General features: G+C 66.9%; 18 protein-coding genes and 9 pseudogenes. 15 read left to right on the top strand and 12 right to left on the bottom strand.

The annotated features are described in order from the left end of the window. Positions 1-202: 202 nt before the first annotated feature. On the bottom strand, positions 203-538 hold the full coding sequence (locus T428_RS28750) for a hypothetical protein (RefSeq protein ID WP_156942978.1): 336 nt from the start codon (positions 536-538) through the stop codon (positions 203-205). 160 nt (positions 539-698) lie between these two features. Here T428_RS28750 and T428_RS0116415 point away from each other — a divergent pair, with 160 nt between their 5' ends. After that, the gene (locus T428_RS0116415) at positions 699-1,274 is read left to right on the top strand and encodes a carboxymuconolactone decarboxylase family protein (protein WP_025737330.1); all 576 of its coding nucleotides are present in this window, start codon (positions 699-701) and stop codon (positions 1,272-1,274) included. Between the two features lie 2 nt (positions 1,275-1,276). Here T428_RS0116415 and T428_RS0116410 read toward each other — a convergent pair whose 3' ends face one another. Beyond that, entirely contained in the window at positions 1,277-2,173 is an 897-nt protein-coding gene (locus T428_RS0116410; RefSeq protein WP_051465263.1) for a helix-turn-helix domain-containing protein, read from the bottom strand. Between the two features lie 274 nt (positions 2,174-2,447). On the opposite strand from T428_RS0116410, the pseudogene T428_RS28745 reads away from it, so the two are divergent. The 4 pseudogenes from T428_RS28745 to T428_RS28730 all read left to right on the top strand — a co-directional run bounded on the left by T428_RS28745 (position 2,448) and on the right by T428_RS28730 (position 6,276). Beyond that, positions 2,448-2,857: pseudogene (locus T428_RS28745) on the top strand (nuclear transport factor 2 family protein). A 9-nt stretch (positions 2,858-2,866) separates the two neighbouring features. After that, positions 2,867-3,679: pseudogene (locus tag T428_RS28740) on the top strand (SDR family NAD(P)-dependent oxidoreductase); the annotation flags it as partial. Between the two features lie 432 nt (positions 3,680-4,111). Continuing rightward, positions 4,112-5,398, top strand: a pseudogene (locus T428_RS28735) (sodium/calcium exchanger protein). A 41-nt stretch (positions 5,399-5,439) separates the two neighbouring features. Continuing rightward, positions 5,440-6,276: pseudogene (locus tag T428_RS28730) on the top strand (SDR family oxidoreductase). An 86-nt stretch (positions 6,277-6,362) separates the two neighbouring features. Here T428_RS28730 and T428_RS0116375 read toward each other — a convergent pair. Then, positions 6,363-7,319 carry an FUSC family protein gene (locus T428_RS0116375; RefSeq protein WP_051465262.1) on the bottom strand — a complete coding sequence of 319 codons (957 nt, stop codon included), beginning with the start codon at positions 7,317-7,319 and terminating at the stop codon, positions 6,363-6,365. Between the two features lie 115 nt (positions 7,320-7,434). On the opposite strand from T428_RS0116375, the pseudogene T428_RS28725 reads away from it, so the two are divergent. Then, positions 7,435-8,592: pseudogene (locus T428_RS28725) on the top strand (Zn-dependent alcohol dehydrogenase). Here the strand turns inward: T428_RS28725 and T428_RS35490 are convergent. From T428_RS35490 to T428_RS0116355, 3 genes and pseudogenes are all read right to left on the bottom strand, one after another. After that, positions 8,542-10,107, bottom strand: a pseudogene (locus T428_RS35490) (flavin-containing monooxygenase). The pseudogenes T428_RS28725 and T428_RS35490 sit on opposite strands and share 51 nt — an antisense overlap. After that, positions 10,104-11,906 carry a flavin-containing monooxygenase gene (locus T428_RS0116360; RefSeq protein ID WP_025737326.1) on the bottom strand — a complete coding sequence of 601 codons (1,803 nt, stop codon included), beginning with the start codon at positions 11,904-11,906 and terminating at the stop codon, positions 10,104-10,106. Before T428_RS0116360 ends, T428_RS35490 begins: the two are co-directional and overlap by 4 nt. A 53-nt stretch (positions 11,907-11,959) precedes the next feature. After that, positions 11,960-12,607 carry a TetR/AcrR family transcriptional regulator gene (locus T428_RS0116355; RefSeq protein ID WP_025737325.1) on the bottom strand — a complete coding sequence of 216 codons (648 nt, stop codon included), beginning with the start codon at positions 12,605-12,607 and terminating at the stop codon, positions 11,960-11,962. 79 nt (positions 12,608-12,686) lie between these two features. On the opposite strand from T428_RS0116355, the gene T428_RS0116350 reads away from it, so the two are divergent. Then, the gene (locus T428_RS0116350; protein ID WP_025737324.1) at positions 12,687-13,385 is read left to right on the top strand and encodes a trimeric intracellular cation channel family protein; all 699 of its coding nucleotides are present in this window, start codon (positions 12,687-12,689) and stop codon (positions 13,383-13,385) included. After that, positions 13,382-13,990, top strand: coding sequence for a TetR/AcrR family transcriptional regulator (locus tag T428_RS0116345; protein ID WP_025737323.1), 609 nt, complete (start codon positions 13,382-13,384; stop codon positions 13,988-13,990). Before T428_RS0116350 ends, T428_RS0116345 begins: the two co-directional genes overlap by 4 nt. On the opposite strand, the pseudogene T428_RS28715 reads toward T428_RS0116345, so the two are convergent. Together T428_RS28715 and T428_RS0116335 are read right to left on the bottom strand one after the other, a co-directional pair. Then, positions 13,931-14,360 (bottom strand): annotated as a pseudogene (locus tag T428_RS28715) (DUF417 family protein). The gene T428_RS0116345 and the pseudogene T428_RS28715 overlap by 60 nt on opposite strands. A gap of 130 nt (positions 14,361-14,490) precedes the next feature. After that, positions 14,491-15,240: a TetR/AcrR family transcriptional regulator gene (locus T428_RS0116335; protein ID WP_084298775.1), complete on the bottom strand. Its 750-nt coding sequence runs from the start codon at positions 15,238-15,240 to the stop codon at positions 14,491-14,493. Between T428_RS0116335 and T428_RS32160 the strand changes: the two are divergent. Then, positions 15,239-15,787: pseudogene (locus T428_RS32160) on the top strand (pyridoxamine 5'-phosphate oxidase family protein); the annotation flags it as partial. The gene T428_RS0116335 and the pseudogene T428_RS32160 overlap by 2 nt on opposite strands. Positions 15,788-15,793: 6 nt before the next feature. Here the strand turns inward: T428_RS32160 and T428_RS0116325 are convergent. Continuing rightward, complete coding sequence (locus tag T428_RS0116325) at positions 15,794-16,267, bottom strand: SRPBCC family protein (RefSeq protein WP_025737321.1); 474 nt, start codon at positions 16,265-16,267, stop codon at positions 15,794-15,796. A 359-nt stretch (positions 16,268-16,626) separates the two neighbouring features. Here T428_RS0116325 and T428_RS0116315 point away from each other — a divergent pair, with 359 nt between their 5' ends. The 3 genes from T428_RS0116315 (at position 16,627) to T428_RS0116305 (ending at position 21,327) form a co-directional block, all read left to right on the top strand. Then, positions 16,627-18,846 (top strand): heavy metal translocating P-type ATPase, encoded by a 2,220-nt coding sequence (locus T428_RS0116315; protein WP_025737320.1) that lies wholly within the window; start codon positions 16,627-16,629, stop codon positions 18,844-18,846. A 45-nt stretch (positions 18,847-18,891) separates the two neighbouring features. Next, positions 18,892-20,274, top strand: a complete 1,383-nt coding sequence (locus T428_RS0116310) for an alpha/beta hydrolase (protein ID WP_025737319.1) — start codon at positions 18,892-18,894, stop codon at positions 20,272-20,274. Between the two features lie 237 nt (positions 20,275-20,511). After that, positions 20,512-21,327: a polysaccharide deacetylase family protein gene (locus tag T428_RS0116305; protein ID WP_025737318.1), complete on the top strand. Its 816-nt coding sequence runs from the start codon at positions 20,512-20,514 to the stop codon at positions 21,325-21,327. Between the two features lie 67 nt (positions 21,328-21,394). Here the strand turns inward: T428_RS0116305 and T428_RS0116300 are convergent, their stop codons facing one another. After that, the gene (locus T428_RS0116300) at positions 21,395-21,979 is read right to left on the bottom strand and encodes a hypothetical protein (protein WP_036468228.1); all 585 of its coding nucleotides are present in this window, start codon (positions 21,977-21,979) and stop codon (positions 21,395-21,397) included. 78 nt (positions 21,980-22,057) lie between these two features. Further along, on the bottom strand, positions 22,058-22,501 hold the full coding sequence (locus T428_RS0116295) for a MarR family winged helix-turn-helix transcriptional regulator (protein WP_025737316.1): 444 nt from the start codon (positions 22,499-22,501) through the stop codon (positions 22,058-22,060). A gap of 75 nt (positions 22,502-22,576) precedes the next feature. Between T428_RS0116295 and T428_RS0116290 the strand changes: the two genes are divergently transcribed. Next, positions 22,577-23,518 carry a CE1 family esterase gene (locus T428_RS0116290; RefSeq protein ID WP_025737314.1) on the top strand — a complete coding sequence of 314 codons (942 nt, stop codon included), beginning with the start codon at positions 22,577-22,579 and terminating at the stop codon, positions 23,516-23,518. Here T428_RS0116290 and T428_RS0116285 read toward each other — a convergent pair. Further along, a complete protein-coding gene (locus T428_RS0116285) occupies positions 23,515-24,129 on the bottom strand; it encodes a TetR/AcrR family transcriptional regulator (RefSeq protein ID WP_025737313.1) in 615 nt (204 codons plus the stop codon). The genes T428_RS0116290 and T428_RS0116285 overlap by 4 nt on opposite strands. Positions 24,130-24,197: 68 nt before the next feature. On the opposite strand from T428_RS0116285, the pseudogene T428_RS28710 reads away from it, so the two are divergent. Then, positions 24,198-24,851: pseudogene (locus T428_RS28710) on the top strand (alpha/beta fold hydrolase); the annotation flags it as partial. Then, entirely contained in the window at positions 24,839-25,996 is a 1,158-nt protein-coding gene (locus tag T428_RS0116275) for a sulfotransferase family protein (RefSeq protein WP_036468226.1), read from the top strand. The pseudogene T428_RS28710 and the gene T428_RS0116275, both read left to right, overlap by 13 nt. Positions 25,997-25,998 lie beyond the last annotated feature (2 nt).

The raw sequence follows: 25,998 nt of genomic DNA, 5'->3' as shown, positions 1-25,998 counted from the left end.
CGAGAATCCGCCGTCCAGGACCCGTCGCCTACCTCTGTTCGACAGAGCTTCCTACCGCTGCTTCGCGCCGTCGAGCACGCTTCGGTGCGGATCGTCAGCGGGCGTCCACCATCGTTCGACGGGAGCAGCGCGCCAATTCCGGCTCTGCGCCAGTGTCAGTAGTGCTTCCACCACTTGGGAGACGCCGACCCTGTCGTCGTCGTCACGGTGCACCAGCGACCAGGTCCAAAGCGGCACCGGATCCGCGACGGGCCGCTGAACCGAGGCTCGGCGGCGTCACCGCGGTGTGCCGCTTGGGCGAAGCGAGAATCGGGGCCCCGATCCGACGGACACGGGCGTAGAACGCGTCGCCGGTGATGCCGCCGTCGTCAATCCGGACAGTACGGGCACCGCTCGCCGCCGCGAACTCCCCGGCGAAGCGGTTCCACGAAGACCAGGCCGACTGGTCGATATCGAGCAGGACCGTAAGTCGTCGTGCCGCAATGGGTTCGCCCGAGCTAGTTCCGGGCAGTACCGCGTGCAGCGGTTCCGCGCGCACCAAGTGCGTCGTCAGCCCGCAGTTCCATACGTCGAGCTTAAGCGGCTCTAACCTGCGGCAGGAAGCGTAACTTACCAGTGATCACATCGTGGTCGTGGACAAGTGATCGTGCTGGCGATTGGCTCGGAGAAGTCACCCGATCGCGCGAGGAGGGAACCCGATGCGACTTCCACCATTGCCGCCGACCGGTTTGACCACCGCACAGCAAGATCTGTACGCCGACATGCGGGCCGTAATCGACAGCAGTTTCGGCGAACTCGTCGCCCACCGCCAAGACGGCGCCTTGATCGGTCCATTCAACGGATGGCTGCACTTTCCCCAATTCGGTTCGCCGGCTTGGGCGTTGAACCGAGCGCTGTGGGACCACCGTCTGCTACCGGGCAGTGTCCATCAACTGGTCATCTTGGTCACAGTCGCAAAGTTCAGGGCGCGCTATGCGGTCTACGGGCATGAGTACTTCGCCGAGCGCGCTGGGCTATCCGCGCACAAAGTCGCCACCATCGCCGCGGGCGAACGCCCCGCCGACCTCACCGACGACGAACGTGTCGCCTTCAACATGGCAGTCGCCCTGACCCGCGGCGGCGTCCTCTCTGAGACCACTTATCGAGCCGCCGTCGCGCGATTCGGCGAGCTCGGGGCCGCCGAGATCGTGTTCCTGGTGGGCTGTTTCGCGATGGTGGCCGTGACACTCAACGCATTCGACGCCGAAGTGCCCAGGCGCGAGGAGAAGCCCTAGGACTACCGCGCGGTGCTGCGCTCCTCGAGGTCCACGACCGGCGGATGTTGCTGGGCCTCGCTGATCGCCGTGGTTTCGGCGGTGAGCTTGTTCCCGATGACCTGAATCTGCCGCGCGGACAGCGGAGACAACGGGTGCACGACCAGCATCAGGGCGACGTGGCCGCGATGGTCGAAAACCGGTGCGGCGATGGTCACGACCGGCTGTTTGCGGCGTCCGGGATTGTCGTCGGAGAGGAAGCCGATGGTGGTGAACTCGACGAGGAGTTGGTCGAGAATGTGGCGCACCGGCGTCGGCATCTCGTTGCTGTCCAGCGTGGCGACGACCTGGACGGCCTGGGCCAGCGCCGGCGTCGTCCAGTCGACGTCGAACCCGCGCTCACGGGTGTGCGCCAAGACGTGTTCCAGGCGCCGCACGCGGTCGGCGTTGCTGCCCGCGCCGCGCCGAATCCACGCGCGCTGCTCCTCCTCGCTGTCCCAGGCGGCCAATGCGACGCCGAACGGCGGCGCATACGGGATGCGATCCCCGGGTATCCCCGCGGGCTGGGTGGCGGGATCGCCTTCAAAAGCGGTGACTACCAACGAATCACCGAACCACTCGACCACCGAGCCGGCGTAGCCGACCTCGCGGGCAAGTCGCAGGGCCGCCGCTCGTGCTGCGTGCACCAGCGGCCGGGCGGTGTCCATGCGGGCCGCGACCACACCCAGCGCCGGTCCCAGCGAGAAGGTCTTCGCGACGGGATCCCGACTCGCCCAGCCGCGATCGCCCAACGTCTTGAGGATTGCGTGCACCGTCCCCTGCGTCAGATCGAGCTCGCGCACGATGTCGGAGAAGCGCAGCCGCGTATTGGGAAACCGCGCCAACAGCTCGACAACGTCGTGTACTCGCGCGGTCGGCACCGAGGTGGATCCGCGAATTGCTTGACTCCTCTGAGAGCGGGTTTCTACAGTTATAGCGAACATTCGACAGGATAACTCGATTATTCGAGAAGAAGGCAGACGCTTTGCGTGCTGTGGCCGCGGCCAAGGCCGTCGCCGGGGACGCCGTCGCTTTGGTCGACGCCTTCGCGGTCGGCGAGTTCTACGTACGGTCGGCGAACATGTAAGCGCCCGCAGGTCCAAAGGACCGCCCGCATCGTGCTCGGCCAGACCGGAAACCCGAATTGAGGCAGGCATGACCGAACGAGAAGACCGTCAGGACATCTCCGATCTGCTGGTGCGCTACGCCACCGGGATCGATCGTCGCGACTGGCCCTTGCTTCGCACGGTGTTCACCGACGACTGCGAGCTGGACTACGGCGAGATCGGCACCTGGCACGGCGTAGACGAAGTCACCGAATTCATGGACAAGACGCACGCGCCGGCCGGCCACACCCTGCACCGGTTGTCCAATCAGGCCATCACGCTCGATGGTGACAAGGCATCGGCACGCACCTACATCGACGCGGTAATCATGTTCGGCGACAACGAATCCGGAGTCAATGCGTGGGGTTTCTACGACGACGAGATCGTCCGGACCGACGACGGCTGCGCATCGCCCGACGCCGGTTCACCCAGGTCCGCATCACGACGTTCGGCCCCTAGGAGCGCTCCATGACATTCGCAGCCAAGTACGGCCCGTGGGCAGTGGTCGCCGGTGCCTCCGACGGCGTGGGTGCGGCGTTCGCCACGGGACTGGCCGAACGTGGTGTCAATGTCGTGCTGCTGGCCCGCCGCCAGGCGATGCTCGACCAGCTAGTGGCCGAGATCGAAAACCGAACGGCGGTCCAAACCCGCACGTTCGCAGTCGATCTCGCCACCCCGGACGCGGCGGCCAGAATCGCCGACGCCACCAGCGACCTGGAGATCGGCTTCCTGGCGTACTGCGCCGGAGCCGACCCGAATTACGAACCCTTCCTTGACAATCCGATCGAGGCCACCGAGGCGATGGTGCAGCGCAACTGCATGGTGCCGATGCAGCTGTGCCATCACTTCGCCCCGGCGATGGTCGAGCGGGGCAGCGGCGGCATCGTCATCTTCGGATCCGGCGCGGGACTGGCCGGCGGACCCAACATGGTGGCCTACGGCGCGACCAAGGCGTTCGACATGGTGTTCGCCGAGGCGCTGTGGGCCGAGTTGCACGACAAGGGCGTCGACGTGCTGGGCCTGATTCTGGGCAAGACGAACACGCCCGCTTTGCGGGCACTCGAATTCAGTCGCGGCACCATCGGTTCGCCCGACGAGGTCCCCGAGGGTGCGGCAGCGGTGGACGACATCATCGCGGAGGCGTTCGACAACCTGGCGAACGGACCGACCTTGATGGCCGGCGACGTCATGAAGGCCGCCGCGCAATTCATGACGTCGTTGACCCGCAAGCAGGCCGTCGAAATGTTCACCCAGGCCGCGGCGGCCGCGATGGGGCCCGACCGCCGACGGCTCGCCGGTTTGACCCAGGCGATGCAGCGCGGCGCCGGACACCGCGTATCGAAGCCCGCTAGCTCGGCCGCCATCACATCGTCGCACGTCCAGCGGAACCCGGACTCCAGCAATGCGTCGCAGTGGATGTTGCGGTTCCACGGTCCCCTCGCAGGCTGGCCGCGCACTCCACCGAACCCGTCCACCCGCGCACAGAGTCCCCGTAAGACGCCTAGATCGGTTTGCCATAAACTGCAGTTAGTTGGACCTAACTTTTTAGATTGATGGCTATGGCCTGCAAAGATAGGTCGACGGCCGGCACCGATTGGCATCTTCACAACGTTGCTGGATAGGGGTATCCCGGGTAGCTTTGGCGAGCGGGTCAAGCCAGGACCGCGAGCCAAAATGCCATTCCTGATCGGCCAACCAGAGTGAAGGACGACGATGCTCGTCACTGACAGGGCCATCGCCTCGATTCCGGCGCGTCACGCACACCGCGCCGGATTCTCTTCCGTTCGGCCCTGATCACCACGCTGTTCATCGCACCCGCGGTTGTCGTCCGGGTAATTCGGCTTGCATCCGGACCCGGTCGTCGCCCTGCTGGTCTTCGGCGCCGCCGTCGTGTCGGCCAGCTTTCTGCTGGCATGGGCCGCCGAGGCCGCGCAGATCGACGTCTCCGGAGGACTGGCGATCGCGGTGCTCGCGCTGGTCGCCGTACTGTCCGAGTACGCCGTGGACCTCTACTACGCGTTCGTTTCGGGCCATAACACGCAGTACGCGGCGGCCAATATGACCGGATCCAACCGGCTGTTGATGGGCCTGGGCTGGCCGGTCGTGGTGCTGGTCAGCATCGTGGCGGCCCGGCGGATCGGCACCGGCAAGGCGACCGGTTTGACCCTCGAGCCCGCCAACCGCGTCGAACTCGGGTTCTTGTTGATCGCCGGCGTGGCCGCGTTCGCGATACCGGTCGGCGGCGAGATCCACCTGGGACTCGGATTGGCGCTGCTGGCCTGGTTCGGCTTCTACCTATGCAAGGTCAGCCACGGCGACGTCGAAGAGCCCGACCTGGTCGGTACCGCCGCCGCACTCGGCGAACTGTCCGACCGTACCCGCCGCGCCGTGGTGGTGGGCCTGTTCGCGGTGTCCGGGGCGGTGATCCTGCTGTGTGCCAAGCCATTTGCCGACAATTTGGTCGCGGCCGGCACCGAGTTGGGGATCGACCGGTTCCTGTTGGTGCAGTGGCTTGCACCGCTGGCCTCCGAGGCGCCCGAGTTCATCATCGCGACCATCTTCGCCACGCGCGGTAAGGGCACCGCGGCCATCGCCACCCTGATTTCGTCCAAGGTCAACCAGTGGACGCTGCTGATCGGATCGCTGCCGCTCGCCCACCTGCTCGGTGGTGGCGGCTTCGCCCTGGAGCTCGACTCCCGCCAGATCGAGGAAGTCTTGCTCACCGCCGGCCAAACCTTGATGGGCGTCGCGGTGATCCTGGCGCTGCGCTTTCACCGCGCCGCCGCCTGGACGCTGCTGGGATTGTTCCTCGTTCAGTTCCCGATCACCTCGACGCCTGGACGGCTGGTCCTCTGCGGCATCTACGCCGTGATCACGGTCGGCGGGCTGATCGTCAACCGCCGCTACGTGGCCGCCACCCTGCAGGCGCCGTTCCTCGGCACGGCGGTTCGGCACGCCGGTCATCCGCACCATCCGGCGGAGTCGGCGCTGAACCACTAGTACGCGCAAACCGCTGAGCGGGCTACGTATACCGTCCAGGTATGAATCGAGTCTCGGTAATCACCGGCGGTGCCGACGGCATGGGGTTGGCCACGGCCAAGATCGTCGGCCGCGACCACATCGTCGTCCTCTGTGACGTCAGGCAAGACCGGCTGGACAACGCGGCCGCCGCCCTCAAGGAACTCGGGATGGATCCCACGATCGTCAACTGCGACGTGACCAACCGGGCTGCGGTGGCAGACCTTTTGGACACCGCAAAACGCCTCGGAACGCTTGCCTCGGTGATCCATACCGCGGGGGTGAGCCCCAGCATGGGTGCCGCCGATTATGTGATGCGGACCAATGCCGTGGGCACCGTCAACGTCAACGAGGCGTTCTATACGGTGGCCGGCGAGGGCTCCGTGATAGTCAACGTCGCGTCGATGGCGGCCCACTTGCTGCCCGCGGAACTGATTCCGACAGCGCAATTTCCGCTGGCGCTCACCGACGGCGACGCCTTCTGAGACGCCATGATGGCCGCGTGTGACCCCATGCCGGAGGAGGCGCGGCCCGGGTACGCCTACGCGCTGAGCAAGAACTTCGTGAAGTGGTACAGCCAATCGCAGGCGAAAAGATTCAACGCCAAGGGATTACGTATCGCCTCGGTGTCACCGGGATCCATCGACACCGAAATGGGCCGCCTCGAGGAGCAGGCCGGTGCCGGCGCGATGGTAGCCGACGCCGCCGTCCCGCGCTGGGGCAGGCCCGAGGAGATGGCCGAGCTATTGGCCTTCTGCGCCAGCGACAAGGCCGGCTACCTCACCGGCACCGACATCCTCAACGACGGTGGCGTGGTTGCCTCGATGACCGAGCGGGCCAGGGTGGCCGCCGGCGGCTAAACCAGGTAGTAGAAGCTGGTGGCATCGGTGAGAATCAGCCTGAGGTCAAGTTCGCCGTGGTTCGACGATCCCTCCCCCCATGGCACCTAGTGCCGCGGGTCGATCGCGAGTTGTAGGTCCTCGACACAGGTTTGGAGGACGGCGGCAAGCGCCGAGTCGTCCGCGCCGGCACAGGCGCGGGCGGCGGCGACGCGGGTACTCGCCGCCTGCGGATTCGGCTCGGCGAGGGTCAGTCCGGCCGCCAGGTCACTGAGCGCGGCGTGTATCGGTGCGGGAAGCGAGCCGCCGGCCGCCGTCGTCACGCGCGCCAGATAGAGCAGCGAGCCGGCCAGCAAGGCCACCTGCGCGCCTTGCCGATCCGCGTCTCGTACCGCGTCGCGTTCGGCCCATCGCCGCGGCGCGATCAACGCGAGATGCCGGGCGTGGGTGCGGGCCTTGCTGAGTATCTCGAGTCGGTCGTGCAGCCGGTCGACGCTCGCGTACTGCCAGGCCGACGCGATCGGCGCGGTACCGGCGACCCGCTCCACGGTCTCGACGAGCAAGTCGTGTAGGGCGGCGAATACCGCGATCCGGGCGTCGCGCAACGCGGTATGCGGATTGGGCGGGAACACCAGGATGCTCAACACCAGTGCCACGCCGCCACCGATCAGCGCCTCCTGCAGGCGTTGAAACACACTGTCGGTACCGACCGAGAGCGCCATGACCAGGACCGCGGAGCCGGCGGTCTGGTTGGCGAAAGTCAAGTCGCGGGCCAGGATACCCTGCCCGAACAACACCGCGACGCACAACGCGGCAAACACCGTGGCGGCCATGGCAATCGACTCGGTGCCGCACAGTTGCTGCACGGTGGCACCCAGGCAGATGCCCAGTGCCACACCGACAATGTTCTGCACCGCGCGTTGCCCTTGAAACACATTGCTCGCCGACACGCACACCGCCGCGGCGACCGGTGCGAAGAAGGGGTCCGGGTGGCCCAGCACGTCGTGAGCGATGTACCACGCCAGGCCCGCGGCGACCGACGCTTCGGCGATCGCCCACAACACATCACGCAAACGTTGAACGGCCGCGACGCCGCTGTCTATCGTCCGTGTAAGCGAAGCACTCCTCACGCTTGCTTAGCCCAGCACAACCCGCGAGTTCACGAAAGGCCGAGTGTCGATGCGAAGCCGCGCGGCGATCCTCTACGAGTACGGCCGCCCGTGATCGGTCGAGGAGTTCGAACTGGATCCACCGCGCGCCGGCGAGGTGCTGGTGCGGCTGGCCGCCACCGGGCTGTGCCAATCCGACGAACACATCCGGCAGGGAAGGCTGGCCGCGCCGCCGGATGTGCTGCGCTCGCTCGGGCTGCCGGCGATGTCGCCGACCATCGGCGGGCATGAAGGCTCCGGCGTGGTGGTGGAGGTGGGCGACGAGGTTGCCGGCTTCGCGCCGGGCGATCACGTGGTGACGTCGTTCGTCGCGGTGTGCGGTCAATGCCGTTGGTGCGCTTCGGGAATGGAGTATCTGTGCGACACCAGCTCCGGGACGTTGGCGCCGGGCATGCCCACCGACGGCACCTTTCGTCATCACAGCGCCGACGGACGAGATCTCGGGCACGTATCCAAGATCGGCGCGTTCGCCGAACACACCGTCGTGTCGGCGAATTCACTGGTCAAAATCGACCCGAACTTCCCGCTGGTGCCCGCCGCGCTGCTGGCGTGTGCGGTTCCCACCGGATACGGCTCGGCGGCGCGGCGCGCCAACGTGCGCGGCGGGGACACGGTGGTGGTGATCGGCGTCGGCGGAATCGGTACCGCGGCCGTTCAGGGCGCCCGGATCAGCGGGGCCGCCCGCATCGTCGCGGTCGATCCGATCGAGTTCAAGCGCGAGTCGGCGCGGACTTTCGGTGCGACGCACCAGGCGGCGACCGCGGCCGAGGCGATCGTTCAGGTGCGTGAGCTGACCCGCGGGGTGATGGCCGATGCGGTCGTCGTGTCTGTGTCGATGATCGGCCCCGCCGACGTGGGCGCAGCGCTGGCGCTGACTCGCAAGGGCGGCACGTGTGTGCTCACCGGTTTGCCCATGCCGGCGATCAACTCCATCGACGTCGCGCTGCAGGACTTCATCCTGATGAACAAGACGTTGTGCGGCACCGTGTTCGGCTCCTGCAACCCCAAAAGCGACATTGCGCTGCTGGCCGCGATGTACGAATCGGGTCAACTGCTGCTCGACGAAATGATCACCAAACGCTACGGGCTCGACGAGATCAACGAAGCGTACGCCGACCTAGCCGCCGGTGAATTGATCCGCGGGGTAATCGATTTCGGCATCGCTTAGCCGAGGCCCGGCCGCCGGAGGCGCACCGGTGCGGTGCAACCAGTCTCGGGGCCGCAGCCGCCAGGTCCGGCGCGCGTATTCCAACGTGGTGTGCGGCCACTGGGTGACGATCCGGCCCGACGGCGAGCGAAAATAGCTGTCGCACTGGGTCCAGATGGTGCGCTCCAAGTCGGCGGAAAGTCGGTCGTTGTAGGCCTTTTCGGCCTCGGGGCGCACCTCGAGGTAGCCGCCGCGGCGCGCCAGCCGGGTGACCGCGCTGATCACCAGGCGCGCACCGGCCTCCAGGATGTAGACGATCAAGTTGCCGCCCTGGTTGGTGTTGGGGCCGTACAGCATGAAGAAATTGGGGAAGCCCGCGACCGCGACGCCCAGGTAGGCACTGGGATCCTCGCCCCAGCGCTCGTGCAGGCGCTGCCCTCCGCTTCCGACCACCTCGATGCCCGACAGATAATGCGATGTCTCGAATCCGGTCGCCAGCACGATCGCATCGACGTCGACCACCTCACCGACGGTGGTGACGACCGCCGTCGGTGAGGTGGTCAATCGGGTCGGTGACCAGCGCGACATTGTCCTGCTGCAAGGCCCGGTAGTAGTCGTCGCCGAGCAGCACCCGCTTGCACCGGAACGGATAGTCCGGCGTCAGGGCGCGGCGCAGCCCGGCGTCGGCAACGCTGCGTTCCAGAAAAGACGTGGCAATCCGGGTGCGGTCGGCGACCACCGGGTCGTCCGCGAGGGTTGCGGTGTTGTCGTGCAGCAGTTTCCAGATCTGCCAGCGGGCGCGGCGCACCGCCAGCGGGTTGCGCCGGAAGTGCGCCAATTCGGTTGCGCTGTATGGGCGGTCGTCTTTGGGGACCATCCATGGCGGGGAACGCTGAAACACCGTCACCCCTGCGGCGGTCTTCGCCAGTTCGGGGACCAGCTGAATCGCGCTGGCACCGGTGCCGATCACCGCCACCTTCTTGCCCGCCGACGAAAAGCCATGGTCCCTGCGGTGTGCATGACGGAGCCACCGAAGTCGGTCAATCCAGCGATATCGGGCAGCTTCACCGAGCCGAACAGCCCGACGGCGCAGACCACCACGTCGGCGCTCAGCGTGCTGGTGCGGCCGTCGCGTTCCAGCCGGCACTCCCAGTTCCAGGTGTCGGCATTCCACACCGCCAAGCGCACCCTGGTGTTGAGCCGCAGATGACGGTGCAGATCGAAGTCGTCGGCCACCGACTCCAGGTAGGCGAGAATCTCGGGCTGCCGCGCGTAGGTTCGGCTCCAGGCTTTGTTGGGCGCGAATGAAAACGAGTACAGGTGGCTTTGGACATCGCAGGCGGCGCCGGGATAGGTGTTGCGCCGCCAGGTGCCGCCGACGCCGTCGTCGGCCTCGATGATCACCAGGTCGTCGATGCCGGCGCGGCGCAGCGCAACCGCCGCGCCCAGCCCGCCGAATCCGGCGCCGATGATCGCGACCTTGGGTGAGCGTCGACGCCGGGTCGCCGCGCGGGCCCGGCCGAGTAGGTACTTCACGGGTCGGTCCGGCGAATCTCGAGGCCGGCCATGACGCCCTGGGCCCGCCAGGCCGCCAGGATGTCGGCGTATTCGGTTGGCGTGCCGAAGAAGAAGCTGCCCTGTCGGGTCTTGGCGTCGGCCTTGCCCTCGCGGTTGTAGTAACCGGGTGTACAGGTCCTGGCACGCTCGGCGGTCGCGGTCGAGCGTGCCACCACCGTCTCGACCCACGCCGCTTCGGCGGCAATCGACGCCTCGACCTCGGTGGCGCCGTGCTCGAGGGCCCACGCGATGATCCAGGCGGCATGGGTGGCTTGAACGTCAAGCAGGTACGGGAAGTTCACCGTCAATCCCGCCTGGGAGATGCATTCGATGAAGCAGTTCGGAAATCCGTTGGCGCACAAGCCGTGAAAGGTGCGCACGCCGTCACTCCAGTGCTTGGTCAGGCTCACCCCGTGGCGTCCGATCAGTTCGAAGCCGGTGCGCCGGCTGTAGTCGGTGCCCACCTCGAAACCCGTTGCGAAGATCAGGCAGTCGAGCTCGTAGGCCACGCCGTCGACGACGACGCCGGACTCGGTGATCTGCTCCACACCGCGACCGCGTGTGTCGACGAGGGTCACGTTGTCGCGGTTGAAAGTTTGCAGGTATTCGTCGTGGAAGCAGGGGCGCTTGCAGAAGTACCCGTACCAGGGTTTGAGCGCCTCGGCAGTGGCGCGGTCGGTGACGATCTCGTCGACCCGGGCCCGAATCTCCTCCATTTTGGCGAAGTCCGCCAGCTCGATGTCGCGGCCACGCTGCTCCGGGTCCACCGACCCTTGGAGATCCGGGCCGTCGTGACGCATCACCGGGAGCTTGCGGGTGATGCTCGTCCAGGCATCGGCGACCAGATCCTCGGATGCCTGCCCGCCGGCGGTCAAGATCTGAAAGTTCTGGATGCGACGGCGCTGCCAGCCGGGCTGTAAGGTGTTGACCCACTGAGGATCCGTGGCCGCGTTCGCGCGCACATCGACCGACGACGGGGTGCGCTGGAAGACGTAGAGGTGCCGCGCCGCGGCACCCAGATGCGGCACACATTGGACCGCCGTGGCGCCGGTGCCGATGATCCCGACGCGCAGACCGGCGAGGTTTTCCAGCTTCTCGCCGGTGTAGCGGTAATCCCAGCGGCTGGTGTGAAACGTGTGACCGCGAAACGATCCGAGCCCGGGGATGCTTGGCAGCTTGGGCTTGGCTTGATAGCCGTTTGCCATCGAAACGAACTTGGCCCGCATCGCGTCGCCGTGGTTGGTGCGGATTACCCACCGGGATTCGGCTGCATCCCAACGGATCTCCTGCACCTCGGTGTGCAGGCACGCGTCACGGTACAGGTTGTATTTTTCGGCGATGCGCTGGCAGTGGGCGAAGATCTCCGCGCCCTTGGCGTATTTCTCCACCGGGATGTAGCCGAGTTCCTCCAACAGCGGGATGTACACATAGGACTCGACGTCGCACGCGATCCCCGGATACCGGTTCCAGTACCAGGTGCCGCCCGCATCGGCCGCCCGGTCGATCAACCGCACGCTTGACACGCCTTGTTCGCGCAGCCGCACCCCGGTGAGCAGGCCACCGAGGCCGGCGCCCACGATCGCCACGTCGACCTCGTCGGTGCGGGGCTCGCGGGTGAATTCCTGGTCGACCCAGGGATCTTCGCCGTACCGCGCGAATTCACCGGCGATCTCCACGTACTGGTCGATGCCGTCGGGCCGCAGACAGCGCGCACGTTCCTCGGCATACTTGCGCCGCAGTGCGTCGACGTCGAACGCGTACCCAACAGTCTCGGTCAAGTCCCGGCTCCGCTCTTCGTGCGTCGACTCTAATAATCAATCGCTTGATCGTGTCAAGGCGTCTTCGGCTGCTCGCCGAACAAAGTGCTCCGGACCAGCACTTTTGCCGACCTCAACGCGGCGTGGTAGTCCCGCGGTGGCAGGGTGGCCGCCAGCTCGGTCAGGCCGTAGACGAGCGCGTACAGCGCCGCCACGACAGCGCGTGAATCCGGATGATCACCCAGCTCGCCGCGCCCGCAGGCGTCCTCGACGACGCCCTCGATGATGTCGCGGAACGCCTCGAACCCTGGGTTCTTCGGTTGCCCGCGGACCTTCCGGCGGACCGGCGCCGCAACGTTTTCCGCCCGGATGGCGAACTCGAACGCGGCCAGGTCCGGGTACTCGCGCATCAGTTGGCCCGACTCGTCGAGCACGGCTTCGATCCGGTCGACGATGTTGCCGGGCCCCTCGGCGGCCGCGCGCAGCCGGGGCATGACGATGTCGGTCCTGGCCGCGACGGCCGCCTTGATCAGTTCGGATTTGTTCGGGAAGTAGTTGTACAGGCTGGCGCTGGTCATGTCCGCCATGCGGGCGATCTCGCGGATGGTCGCCCGCGCGTAGCCGACCTCGGCCACACATTTCATGGTCGCGGCGACGATACGGCGGCGCGTCTCTGCGCCGCTGGCGCCGACGGGTCGGCCCAACTGTGCCTTCGCGCGCATGGTTGCCCACCCTTCGACCGCGGGCGCACTACGACGTCGAATATATTTGACCGACCGATCAAGCCGGAGGTGAGCGGCAGTGAACCTCGCGTTGGGGGAGTTCTCGCGCGCGATCGACTTGGCCGGCGTGTTCGTCAATGCCGTGCTGGGTGGGGCCGTGGCACGCGAATTCCGCATGGACCCAGTGGGATTCGTGGCGCTGGCGATCCTATCGGGCCTAGGCGGTGGCCTGATCCGCGACACGCTGCTGCAGCACGGACCGCCGGTGGCGTTGACCGACACGCTCTACGTGGTGATTGCGGTGGCAGGGGCAGCGGTCGCATTTCTGATCCTGCTGCGCGCACGGGTGTGGTCGCTGACCTACCCGGTTGTCGATGCGCTGGCGCTGGGCACCTGGGCGGTGGCCGGTGCGGAGGAGACATTGGCGGCCGGATTGTCTTGGCTCCCAGCGATTTTGCTCGGCACCATCAGCGCCGTCGGGGGCGGGGCGCTGCGTGACCTGGCGGTGAATCGCACGCCGGCGATCTTCGGCGGCAACACGCTCTACGCGACGCCCGCGGTGGCGGCCAGCGGCACTGTGGTGCTGCTGTCGCGTTACGGACTGGCGCCGCTGGGTGAATTGGTGGGAATCGCCGTCGGCTCGGGCCTGTGCCTGCTGGCCAGATGGCGTGGCTGGCGACTCGGTGAAAGTGTAAGCGAGGACTACTACCTGACGCGGCGAAAGCGGACGTGGCGCATCCGCATCAGCCGGCGAGCGCGCCACCCGGACAACCAGTGACTCAGCTGGGGCGTCCGGTGGGAGCGGACAGCGAGGAGACCCGCCGCCGGATCATCACCGCCGCGATGCGCTGCGTGGCCGAGGTCGGCTACTCGCAAGCGACGATCCGCGAGATCGCCCGCATGGCCGACATGACCAGTGGCAGCCTGTACCACTACTTTCCGAACAAATCCGAACTGTTGCACGCGACCGGAGAGGAGATCGAACAGATCGTCGCGCCGCGGTTGCGCGAAGCCGCGGCGCAGCACGAGCACGTCAGCGACCGGTTCGACGCGGTGCTCGACGAGTCGGCGCGGCTGATCCGTGACTATCCGTATTTGACCGGGTTCTTGCGGGCGTTGCGTGCCGCCGGCACACGGGAATCCCCGGGATCCAAGGCGCTGCACGACGTCGTCTTCGAGATCGTAGACGATGCCCGGCGACGCGGGACCTTGTACGGCCAGACCGACGCCCGGTCGACGGTCGAGGCCATCTGCGCACTCACCCGGGGGCTGTCGGAGCAAGCGGATAGCCTGGCGCCGCACACCTACCAAGCCGCGCTGGGGTCAGCCAAGAGTCTCATTCGGGGAACGCTGTTCACGCAGCGCGTCGCCGAGCGTCCATAGCGCCACCCCGATCAGCACCAGGTCCTTCAGCAAAAACTGGCCGGGCAGCGCCGAGAGCACGGGCAGGCCGACGGCATGCGTCGAGACCACGCCGGGCGTCGTGAACAGAAAGCTCAACGTTCCCAGGAACAGCACCACCGCGAGCGCGCTGCCGATCGCCGACACGCGGGGCCACAGCGGGCACACCGCAATGAGAAGGGCCGCAACGATTTCCATCGTCCCCAGTGCGCGGGCAACGGTCGTGACGCTGAAAACGTCGTACATCCAGCTCATCAGCGGGTTGTGTTCGATCAGCAACCGGGGATTCCATCTTGACGTACTTGCCGAAGCCGATCCAGGCTAGCACGACGACCAGTCCGTAACGACTGATCAGATGACCCAGCAGGATCAGCGAATCCGAAATGGGATGCGTTGCGTTGGTGAAGGTACGACTGATCATCGAGCCGGTCATTGCGCAAATCCTTCGGCAGGCTGGGCTGGTTGTCCGAAGGCACCACGATTCACCGCGCGGTCACCTTCAATCCGTGCAGCCTTTCGAGCCCGGCGATCAACAGTTGCAATCCGAAGGCGAACTCGTCGACCAAGGGCACCGGCAGAGCGTCGGCCACCGATGCCGTCGCCGGATACCGTTTGCGGTCGAGGTGGCGGAATGCGCTGGCCGACGCGGCATCTTGCGCAGCATCGGCCGCGCCAGACTGTTGGATGGCAAACCCGAAGACATAGCGGGCCAGGGTCGCGTAGGCGTGGGCGGCGACCTCCGGCGCGAAGCCGCCGTCGAGCAGCACCGACAGGCACAGCTCGCGGTGGGCCAGCGCATTGGGCCCCATCGAGATGTGGTCGGTCAGCAGGGCTGCGACATTACCATGCCCGCGCAGCGCGCCAAACATGTGCTGCGCGAACGAGATACAGGCTTGCTGCCACGGCTGTGCGGCAATCTCGTCCGGATCGAGGTCGGCTGCCCCGAGAATGTGGTCGACGACCGCGGCCACCAGTTCCGATCGGTCGTCGAAGTGCCGGTACAGCGTGGCGGTACCGGATCCTAGGCGCTGTGCCAGCGTTCGCATGGACAGCGCGTCCGCGCCTTGTTCGTCGAGAATTTCGACGGCCGCCGCAATGATCCGCTCTTTCGCCAGGGCCGGTCGTCCGCGGGAGCGGGCCGGCGGCGGCTTGACAGGGTCATTATTAATGGTCACACTGTATCCAAAAATAGTTGAGGGGTCAATACCACTGACAACGAGAATATTTCGCATGTTGCTGCCGCTGGCCGCTGCGCCCTACACCGCTCCGACCGACCGCGACATGCTGCCCTCGGAGCGGCGGGAGTTCGTCCGGACCCACCGCACCTGCGTGTTCGGCTACCGCCGCCGCAGCGACGGCCCGGCGATGTCGGTGGTCTACTACATCACCACCGACACCGACGAACTGTTGGTCGCCACGATGGCCGGCCGCGGCAAGGCTCGCGTGATCGCACGCGACGGCAAGGTCAGCCTGTGTGTCCTGGACGAGCGGTGGCCGTTCACCTATCTCCAGGTCTATGCGGATGCCGCGCTCGACGACGATCGTGACTTTGCGGTCGACGTGATGATGGCGGTCGCCGGCCGGATGTCGGGCCAACCACTCGGTGAAGAGGCGCGGCCGGCCGTGGCGGCCATGTGCGAACGGGAAACCCGCATCGTCATGCGGTGCCGTCCTTACTCGACGTTCGCAACACCGCCACGCCATCTGCACCACAACGATCAGGTCGAGCAGTTGACCCATTGGGTGTCCGGGCTGGTCGCGTGGGACGCCGACGATCCGGCCTACCTACTTCGCGGCGTAGCGGTCGCGCAACTTGGCCAGCGTCGCCTCGATCCCCGACGCGTTGGCTTTCGCAAACCCCATCCGCTCGTAGTACTTCAATTTCTTCTTCAACGTGCCCGCGTCGCGGTAGTCGAAGGTCTCGGTGACGCGGGTCAGAGTGGGAGACAGCGGCTCGAACTTCCACCGCCAGCGATGGCTCAGCGGATGGCGCCATTCGACCAGTTCGTGCGGTTTGAGCTCGGTCACCGTGCTGGTGATCCGATACGGGACGCCCAGCATCTTCATGGCCGTCGCGAACTTCGACCCCACGACCAGTGTTTCCGGCGCTTTGATGTTGCGCTGCACGGTGCCCGACCCATCCAGCTCGCGATGACGGCAGGGATCGGCGGCCATCTCGTAGAGCTCGGCGGCCGGCGCGGCCACGTCGACCGAGCGGCTCACCTGATGGGGCCCCGCGTCGACGATGACGACGGTCATGATGTCTCTCCTTCCACCTACCGGGCAGTAGCCCCGGCTATCGCGGCTCCGGAATAGCCGGATCCCACACCGGCGAGGACGCGAAGCGCGCCGGCCACAGGCCGGATTTGGTCAGCCGGGTGACCTCTTCGCGCAGCACGACGCCGACCTTCGTGGCGAACTCGCGTGGCAGTTGCAGCGCAGCGGTGGTGCCGACGCCGAGCCGATGAAGCGGTCGGGCGCCCCGAAATCGGCCCTACACCGCCGACCAGGCAGAATCGCAGGCGAACACCGCAGCGACACGGCCTTGACGACGATACCCCGGGGGTGTATAAGGGTATGCGTGCTTTCTACCCCAGGGGGTATATGAAAGGAGCGTCATGACCACGAGCGCGGTCAGCAACCTGGAGTTGAACATCACCGGGATGACGTGTGCCTCCTGCGCGGCGCGGCTGGAAAAGGCGCAGAACAAATTCGACGGCGTGACGGCGACCGTGAATTTCGCACTGGAGCGGGCGTCGGTCGCGGTCCCGGCGGGCTACAACCCGCAGTTGCTGGTCGACGAGGTGGAAAAGGCCGGCTACACCGCCGCACTGCCGCAACCGCAGACCGAACCGACCGACGACGACCGCGAGCTGGCCTCGCTGCGTAGCCGGCTGGTCACCGCGATGGTGCTTGCCACGCCCGTGATCGCGATGGCGATGATCCCCGTACTGCAGTTCCGCAACTGGCAGTGGGCATCGCTGGCACTGGCCGCGCCGGTGGTGGTGTGGGCGGGTCGGCCGTTTCACGCCGCCGCATGGGCCAACCTCACGCACGGCGCCGCCACGATGGACACGCTGGTGTCGATAGGGACCCTGTCGGTGTTCCTCTGGTCGCTGTATGCGCTGTTCTTCGGCACCGCCGGGCATCCGCACCTGCACCACGGCTTCACACTGACCGTCACGCCCGGCGACGGCACCGGCAACATCTACCTCGAAGTGGCCGCGGGCGTGACCCTGTTTGTCCTGGCCGGCCGCTACTTCGAGCACCGCTCCAAGGACGTCGCCGTGTTGCGCCGCGACATGCTGCGTCCCGACGGCCCGGGCGTCGAGCTTCGCATCCCGGTCGAGCAGCTCAACGTCGGCGACGACTTCGTCGTGCGTCCCGGCGAGAAGATCGCGACCGACGGGGTCGTCGTCTCCGGCTCGTCGGCGGTCGACGCGTCGATGCTGACCGGCGAGTCCGTGCCGATCGAGGTCGGCGAGGGCGACGTCGTCACCGGTGCCACCGTCAACGCGGGCGGACGTCTGGTCGTGCGTGCCACCCGGGTCGGCGGGGACACCCAGCTGGCACAGATGGCCAAGCTGGTCGAGGCCGCGCAGTCCGGCAAGGCCAAGGTGCAGCGGCTGGCGGACCGCGTGTCCGGCGTCTTCGTTCCGATCGTCATCGCGATCGCGGTGGCCACGCTGGTGGCGTGGCTCGTCGCCGGCTTCCCCGTCGCCGCGGCGTTCACGGCGGCGGTCGCGGTGCTGATCATCGCCTGCGCGTGCGCGCTGGGGCTGGCGACACCGACCGCCCTGTTGGTCGGAACGGGTCGCGCGGCCCAACTCGGCGTCTTGATCAAAGGGCCCGAGGTGTTGGAGTCCACCCGCAAGGTCGACACGATCGTGCTCGACAAAACCGGCACGGTGACCACCGGCAAGATGGCCCTTGTCGACGTCGTCGCCGCCCCGGGCACCGACCGCGCCATCCTGCTGCGCTACGCCGGAGCACTCGAGGATGCCTCCGAACACCCTGTCGCCCAAGCGATCTCCAAGGCCGCCGGCGCCGAGCTCGGCCCCCTGCCGACGCCCGACGACTTCATGAGCGTCGAAGGCAAGGGCGTGCAAGGCGTCGTCGACGGCCACGCCGTCGTTGTCGGCCGCAACGCCCTGCTGGCCGATTGGTCGCTGTGCCTGACCCCCGCGGTCGCTGAGGCCAAACGCCGCGCCGAGAGCGAGGGCAAGACCGCCGTCGCGGTGGGCTGGGACGGCAGCGCCCGCGGGATCCTGGTGATCGCCGACACCGTCAAGCCCACCAGCGCCGAGGCCATCCGGCAGTTCAAGCGGCTCGGACTGACGCCGGTCCTGCTGACCGGTGACAACGAGATCGTGGCCGACCACATCGCCGGCGAGCTGCGGATCGCGCACGTCATCGCCGAGGTCATGCCCGCCGACAAGGTCGCGGTAATACGGCGTCTGCAATCCGACGGCAAGGTCGTCGCGATGGTCGGCGACGGGGTCAACGACGCCGCCGCCCTGGCCACCGCCGATCTGGGGATCGCGATGGGCACCGGCGCGGACGTGGCGATCGAGGCCGCCGACCTGACGCTGGTGCGCGGCGACCTGCGCGCTGCCGGGGACGCGATCCGGCTCTCCCGCAAGACGTTGGCCACGATCAAGACGAACCTGTTTTGGGCGTTCGGCTACAACGTGGCCGCGATTCCGCTGGCCGCACTGGGCCTGCTCAACCCGATGCTGGCGGGAGCGGCGATGGCGTTTTCCAGCGTCTTTGTCGTCGGCAACAGCCTGCGACTGCGCTCGTTCGCGAGCACGGACCGGTTGGGCGATATGGGATAGTTGGTCTGGCCAACCGGGTTCCATAGTTTTCGAAGGTCTGCACGTTTGCCCCGATTTCTCGGAGAACTGTCCCTGCTGCACGGCTGGTTGCCACTCGCGGCGCAGGCACTCGCGTTGCTCGTCGCGCTGATCGTGATCGACTGGCGCAGGCCCAGCTGGTTGCGGCGCGCGCTGCCGGTGGCCCTGATCGCCGCGGCCGCCGTCGCCGCCCTGGCGTACTGGTACATCGTCTCGCTCGGCGTCGCCGGCGACCCGGCACCGAAGTCCCTGTGGCTGTGGATCGCGATGAGCGGATTGACGGCCACGGTGCTGGTGCTGGGGTGGAACGGCGCCCGCTGGTGGCGGCGGGCTCTGGCGTTCCTCGCCGTTCCGCTGTGTGTGTTGTGCGCGGGTATGTCGCTGAACCTGTGGGTGGGCTATTTCCCGACCGTGCTGGCGGCGTGGAATCAGCTGACGTCGGCGCCGCTGCCCGATCAGATCGACAGGCTGCAGGTCACCGCGATGCAGGTCGCCGGCACCAAACCGGACAAGGGCGTGGTGGTGCCGGTCAACATCGACGCCGACGCCTCCGGTTTTCCGCACCGCCAGGAACTAGTCTATCTGCCCCCGGCGTGGTTCAACACCAATCCGCCGCCCCGGCTGCCGACGGTCATGATGCTCGGCTCGGCGTTCAATCTGCCTCGCGACTGGCTGGGACCCGGCGGCGCATTCACCGCGATCGACGGCTTCGCCGCTCGCCATCACGGTTTTGCCCCGGTCTTCGTGTTCCCCGACCCCACCGGATCGTTCGACAACGACACCGAATGCGTCAACGGGCGCCGCGGCAACGCCGCCGATCATCTGACCAAAGACGTGGTGCCGTTCATGGTTTCCAACTTCGGTGTCAGCGCCGACCGCGCCAGTTGGGGTGTCGCCGGATGGTCGATGGGCGGAACGTGTGCCATCACCCTCGCCGTCATGCATCCGGAGTTGTTCAGTGCCTTCGTGGACATCGCCGGCGACCTGCGGCCCAACATCGGCAGTAACGAACAGACCATCGCGGAGCTGTTCGGCGGCCACACCGCCGCGTGGGCGGACTTCGACCCGATCGCCGTGATGACTCGACACGGCCGCTACACCGGATTGTCGGGATGGTTCGACATCCCCACCCCGCCCGGTGCACACAACGTCGCGCAGGCGGCCAACCCCGCCCTCGGGAGCACCGCCGCGGCCAATCCGGAGGGCCAGGACGCCGCCGCCCATGCGCTGTGCACCATCGCCGGGGCCAACGGGATCGGGTGCGCGGTGGTGACACAGCCCGGCAAACACGACTGGCCGTTCGCCGCCCAGGCGTTCGACGCGGCGTTGCCATGGCTCGCCTCGACGCTGGGGACGCCGAACGTCGAGCCGGTGCAGCTACCGCAACGCGGACCCGGGGACCCGCACTGATCCGATCGTGCGCCGTGACCGTTTCGTGACCTTCGCAGCTCTACGCGATTTTTCGTCGGGAATTCACAGCGGACCCTCCCGTAACGAACCCGTCATATTCGGGCCGACAATGGTACGGTTCGCTGCTGTGGCCGCGCAGTTTGGCAAGGTAGACAACCCGTACGCGGGCTTGCCTGTCGGCCGCCCCACCGCAAATCATTTGCTTCGCGGGTTGACCGGAGCCGAGCCATGGAAGAGATGAAACGGCGCCGATTTCTCGGCTCGCTTGCCGCGGCCACGGTTGCCGCTGTGGGCGCCGCGCGCCTGATCGTCGACCCGCAACCGCGAACGTTTGCGCAGGTGCCTCTCGATGCCGCCGCGACATCTGGGCCGGTCGCCCCATCGCCGGTCGGTTTGTTGCCGCCCCCGCCCCTGAGTGCCCGGATCCCGCTGCCGGGTGGCGGGGCACTGATGACGATTCCCGGAGACGGCGACCTGCTCGCGCTGACCCTCGATGACGGGGTAAACAGCGATGTCGTGCGGGCCTACACGCAGCTGGCCAAGGACACCGGCGCCCGAATGACCTTTTTCGTCAACGGGATCTACAATTCGTGGACCGACAATCTGGATCTGTTGCGCCCGTTGGTGGAGTCCGGGCAGATTCAGCTCGGCAACCACACCTGGTCACACCCGGACTTGACGTCGCTGACGCAGAGCAAGGTCGAAGAAGAGCTCAAGCGCAACGACGAGTTTCTGAAGAAGACCTACGGCGTCGGCGCCAAACCGTATTACCGGCCGCCCTACGGCAAGCACAACGGCGCCGTCGACGCCGTGGCCAACGAACTCGGCTACACCGTGCCTACCCTGTGGTCGGGTTCGTTGTCGGATTCCACGCTGATCACCGAGGAATACATCCTCAAGATGATCGACCAGTATTTCGTCCCGCAGGCCATCGTGATCGGCCACCTCAATCACCTGCCCGTCACGCACGTGTATCCGCAACTCATCGACACCATCCGGGACCGGAACCTGCGTACCGTCACGCTCAACGATGTATTCCTGAGAACGCCTTAACAACAACATGATTGGCGACGGACATGCCTTCCGCCGGGGCCCGGTCGCCGCTACGCCCGTTAAGTGATCAGCGCACCGCCTCGGCGTTGGCTCTGATCGTGTTCAACGTGGCGCGCATGATGTGTGCGACGAAGGGCCGGATCAGCCACCAGTAACGCAGGAATCGCCGTCGTGCTGCGGGATCGGTTGTGACAGTTCGGCATTGGTAGCTGAGCAGGGTGTGGCTTTCACCGTAGGGCGCCGCCGAGAAGTTGGCGGCTATCTTTCCCCAGCCGGGTTCGGCGAAGCCGGCGAAATCCGCCGGCGCCACGTCGCGCCATGCGATCACCGGCTGCCAGAATTTGCCCGCCGCGCCGAAAGCGAATTCGCGGTTCGGTCGTTCGCCCAACACCAACCAGCCCGGCAGAGTGTGCTCCGCGATCACCACGCGTGGCGGCGCAGGCACCGACCGACCCGACAGCCGAGCCGGCAGGTTCCGAATCCACATGCACGCCACCAACAGCGGTGTGCGCACGGTGAGCAGGTCTAGGCCCTTGGCGGCCTGGAAGGTGCTCGGCGCGTCTGCGGCCACGACCACATGCTCGGCGAGCATCGCGTCGAACGTCGGAACCGCCGATTCGATCAGCATGCGTTCGGTGTCAATAGTTGACATGGTGCGATTGTCGATGCGGCCGGGTCCCGGCGCCTAGGGTCACTCGTCCCTTTTCGGCGGGGCCCTGGCCACCCGTGGTTATTGGCCGGATTGCGCCGACAGCAGCATCATCAACGTCTCGCGAAACGCGCCCAGTCGCTGCTCACCAAGCACCTGCTGCCATCTCTTCTCCAATTCGAGTGCGCTGGAACGCATTACCCGCAGCGCCTGCCGGCCTCGTGGTGTCAGCTCGATGATTCGGGCGCGAGCGTCGAGGGGGTCCGGCCCGCGGCGGACGTATCCGTGTCGCTCCAGGGCCGCCACCGCCTGGGCCACCGCCTGCCGGCTCACCCTGAGGCGGTCGGCCACCGCCGACGCATGCAGTCCGCCGGCCGCCAGGGGCACCAATGCCACCGCTTGCGCGGGGCGGATCCCGTCCAGCCCGGCCGCGGCGAACGCCGCCCGTAACCGGGGCGCCCCGGAGGCCGCAACCAGATTCACCAGCGCCGGCACGGTGGGCTGCCAGTCGTCGTCCAGTCGCATGACAAGCAGTGTGCCATTCGTGGCGAAATTGACAAGCACCTTGTCAAAATCGGCAGTGGGTGCCACGATGACCTCATGCGATCCGGCTGCTTCCGCACGCTGAGCGTGTGCGTTCTCGCAACGTTGGTCGTCGGGCTCGCCGGATGCGCGGGCGGCGGACACGCCTTGGGAACACCGGGTGCTGCGTCGATTCCGGTCGGGCAATCCACCCAGAGCATCGAGGCGGGCGGAGTGAGCAGGACCTTTCACCTGTACCGGCCGCAAGGCCTGACCGATGCTGTCCCGCTGGTGGTGATGCTGCACGGCGGCTTCGGCACCGGAGCGCAGGCCGAACGTGCCTACCATTGGGACGGCGCGGCCGACGGCGGTCATTTCCTGGTCGCCTATCCCGACGGGCTCAACCGCGCCTGGAACGCCGGTACCTGCTGTGGTCAACCGCAGCGCGACAACGTCGACGACGTCGGATTCCTCACCGCGATGGTCGCCGCGATCGAGCAACAGATCCCGATCGATCGGGCCCGCGTCTACGTCACTGGTATGTCGAACGGGGCGATGATGGCGCTGCGGCTGGGCTGCCAGACCGGTATTTTCGCCGCGATCGCACCCGTTGCGGGGACCCTGCTGACGGACTGCGCCGGGGCGCGGCCGACCTCGGTGCTGCAAATCCACGGCACCGCCGACGAGCTGGTCCCCTACAACGGCGGTCCCGGTAAAACGCTCGGCGCCAACGGGATTCTGCGCGTGGACGGCCCATCGGCGGAAGCGGTCAACGCCATCTGGCGCGCCATCGACGGATGTAGTTCACCGGCGTCGACAACGGCCGGGGACGTGACCACTCAGACGGCCGGGTGTGCGGACGGGCGCACCGTGGAGTTGATCTCGGTGGCCGGCGCGGGACATCAATGGCCCGGCGGCGAATCGACTCCGGGTGCGCAGCGCCTCGGCCTTCCCGCGCCGTCCACCGCGCTCGACGCCACGGCGACGATCTGGCAATTCTTCGCCCAGAGCCGCCGCTAGCGCGTGGGGTCGTGCAGCATCCCGTCGATCAACCGATGTAGCACCCGGCAGGTTTCGCGGCGGGCGCGCTTTTGGTCGTCGGAGGTGGCGATCGCCATCGCCGCCTCGTCGAGCGCGCCGATCAGCACGTGCGCCAACGGGCGGGTCGGCTGAGGCGCCAACTGACCGGCCTTGATCGCCTCGGCCAGCATCTGTTCGGTCATCCCCAAGCTGTACCGCTGCGCGACGTCACGGAACCCCGCCCACCCCAGCACGCTGGGCGCGTCCAGCAGGATCAGCTGACGGACTTCGGGATCGCTGGAGACCTCGAGCCAGGCGTCGACGGCGGCGCGGATCGCGTCGGCCGGAGTCGTTGCGCCCGAAGCCCCGACGATGGTGGCCATCCGGCCCATCACATCCTGTTCCACCACCTCGACAACTTCGGCGAATAGTGCTGCTTTGTCGGCGAATTGGTGATACATTGCGCCCCGGGTCACCCCGGCGGTCGCCGCGATCTCGGGCGTGCTCACGTCGGCGTAGCCGCGCTCGCCCCACAGCCGGCGGGCAGCCGAGATCAGCGCGTCGCGGGTCGCCGCGGAGCGCTCCTCCTGAGTCCGTCTCTTGCTTTCCATACAGCCTGTTGGTAACTTACGCACAGACAGCCTGTTTGTAAATGCCCATCTCTGAGTAGGAGTTATCCATGTCGACGATCGACATTAGTGCCGGGACCATCCATTACGACGCAACCGGACCCGAAAACGGCAGGCCAGTCATGTTCGTGCACGGCTACATGATGGGCAGAGAGCTCTGGCGTCGCGTCAGCGAAAAACTCGCCGGTCGCGGGCTGCGCTGCATAGCCCCCACCTGGCCGCTGGGCGCGCACCCGCAACCGCTGCGCCCGGGGGCCGACCGGACCATCCGCGGCGTGGCCCGCATCGTCGCCGACGTGCTGGCCGCGCTCGACCTCGAGGACGTGGTGCTGGTCGGCAATGACACCGGTGGAGTGGTCACCCAACTCGTCGCGGTGCACTACCCGGAGCGCCTCGGTGCGCTGGTGCTGACGAGTTGCGATGCGTTCGAACACTTTCCGCCGCCGATACTCAAGCCGGTGATCCTGGCGGCCAAGTCGAAGACGACGTTCAAGGCCGTGGCGCAGGCGATGCGGGTGCCGGCCGCGCGCAAGCGCGCGTTCGACGGGCTGGCACATAGCAATATCGACGATCTGACCGAGATCTGGGTGCGCCCCGGGTTATCCGATCCGGCCGTCGCCGAGGACCTGCGCCAGTTTTCGCTCTCGCTGCGCACCGAGGTGACCACGGGCGTCGCGGCCCGGCTACCCGGATTCGACAAGCCCACAGCCTGATCGCCGCCGCCTGCGAACAGGCCGGCTGCGACGACTTCGGCGCCGACGGATGGCGGCCCGGACTGGAACGTCTCGCCGACGGCCTGGTCAACGAGGCACGGCTGTCGGCGATCGGCGTGGAGGTCGCCTACCTCGACATCATCCGCGCGCTGACAAACCGGCTCGGTGTGACCGCGTGGCGCAAAGAGCATCCCGAAATCGCCGGCGAGCCAATCACTTCGCCGATCTTCATCGTCGGCCAGCCCCGCACCGGCACGACCATTCTCTACGATCTGCTGGCCCAGGATCCCGAGCTGCGGCCACCGCTGACCTGGGAGGTCGACGCGCCCTGCCCGGTCTCGCGGCCCGAGACCTATCACACCGATCCCCGTATCGCGCAGACGCAGGCCACCATCGAAATGTCCGAGCAGATCATCCCCGGCTTCCTCGCGTTTCACCCGATGGGCGCGCTGGTCGGGCAGGAGTGCGTGCGCATCACGGCCAGCGAATTCACCAGCATGATCTTCCCCGTGCAGTACCGGCTGCCCAGCTACGCCCGCTGGCTCATGTACGAGGCGGACCACACCGGCGCCTATCGATTCCATCGGATCTTCTTGCAGCACCTGCAGTCTGGTGTGCCCGGCCAGTGGCTGCTGAAGTCACCGGCGCACCTGTGGCAGCTGGACAAGCTGATGGCCGAGTACCCCGACGCGTTGATCGTGCAGACGCACCGCGATCCGCTCAATGTCATCTCGTCGATCGCCGCGCTCACCAACCACCTACGACGGATGGGCAGCGACGAGACGAACATCGCCGAATGCGCGGCGCAGTCGTACGAAGAGATCGTCGTCGGCCTCGACCGCGGAATGTCGTTCCGCGACAGCGGTGTCGTGCCCGCGGACCGGATGATCGACGTTCAGTTCACCGATTTCGTCAAGGATCCGTGGGCGACGATCAAGGATATCTACGCCAAGCTGGGCCGAGAGCTCAAGCCCGAGGCCGAGCAGAAGATGCGCGACTTCCTGACCGCCCATCCCGGGGATGGCGGACGCGGACGCTACACCTGGTCGGACACCGGGCGGGACGCCGGCGAGATGCGTGAGCGGGTGCGTGCGTACCAGCAGCGCTACGACGTGCCGACCGAGGAGCTGAAGTAGCC

Origin of the sequence: Mycobacterium genavense ATCC 51234 (assembly GCF_000526915.1) — a bacterium.
GTDB lineage: Bacteria > Actinomycetota > Actinomycetes > Mycobacteriales > Mycobacteriaceae > Mycobacterium > Mycobacterium genavense.
The sequence above is the reverse complement of the archived record's forward strand: the minus strand, read 5'-3'. Positions and strand labels throughout refer to the sequence as shown.

Excerpts from the sequence above, each read along its gene's own strand:
- T428_RS0116335 (WP_084298775.1), bottom strand. The coding sequence starts at position 15,240 with ATGCGAAATATTCTCGTTGTCAGTGGTATTGACCCCTCAACTATTTTT.
- T428_RS0116285 (WP_025737313.1), bottom strand. The coding sequence starts at position 24,129 with ATGGAAAGCAAGAGACGGACTCAGGAGGAGCGCTCCGCGGCGACCCGC.
- T428_RS0116315 (WP_025737320.1), top strand. The coding sequence starts at position 16,627 with ATGACCACGAGCGCGGTCAGCAACCTGGAGTTGAACATCACCGGGATG.
- T428_RS0116295 (WP_025737316.1), bottom strand. The coding sequence starts at position 22,501 with ATGCGACTGGACGACGACTGGCAGCCCACCGTGCCGGCGCTGGTGAAT.
- T428_RS0116290 (WP_025737314.1), top strand. The coding sequence starts at position 22,577 with ATGCGATCCGGCTGCTTCCGCACGCTGAGCGTGTGCGTTCTCGCAACG.
- T428_RS0116415 (WP_025737330.1), top strand. The coding sequence starts at position 699 with ATGCGACTTCCACCATTGCCGCCGACCGGTTTGACCACCGCACAGCAA.
- T428_RS0116355 (WP_025737325.1), bottom strand. The coding sequence starts at position 12,607 with ATGCGCGCGAAGGCACAGTTGGGCCGACCCGTCGGCGCCAGCGGCGCA.
- T428_RS0116325 (WP_025737321.1), bottom strand. The coding sequence starts at position 16,267 with ATGACCGTCGTCATCGTCGACGCGGGGCCCCATCAGGTGAGCCGCTCG.
- T428_RS0116305 (WP_025737318.1), top strand. The coding sequence starts at position 20,512 with ATGAAACGGCGCCGATTTCTCGGCTCGCTTGCCGCGGCCACGGTTGCC.
- T428_RS0116300 (WP_036468228.1), bottom strand. The coding sequence starts at position 21,979 with ATGTCAACTATTGACACCGAACGCATGCTGATCGAATCGGCGGTTCCG.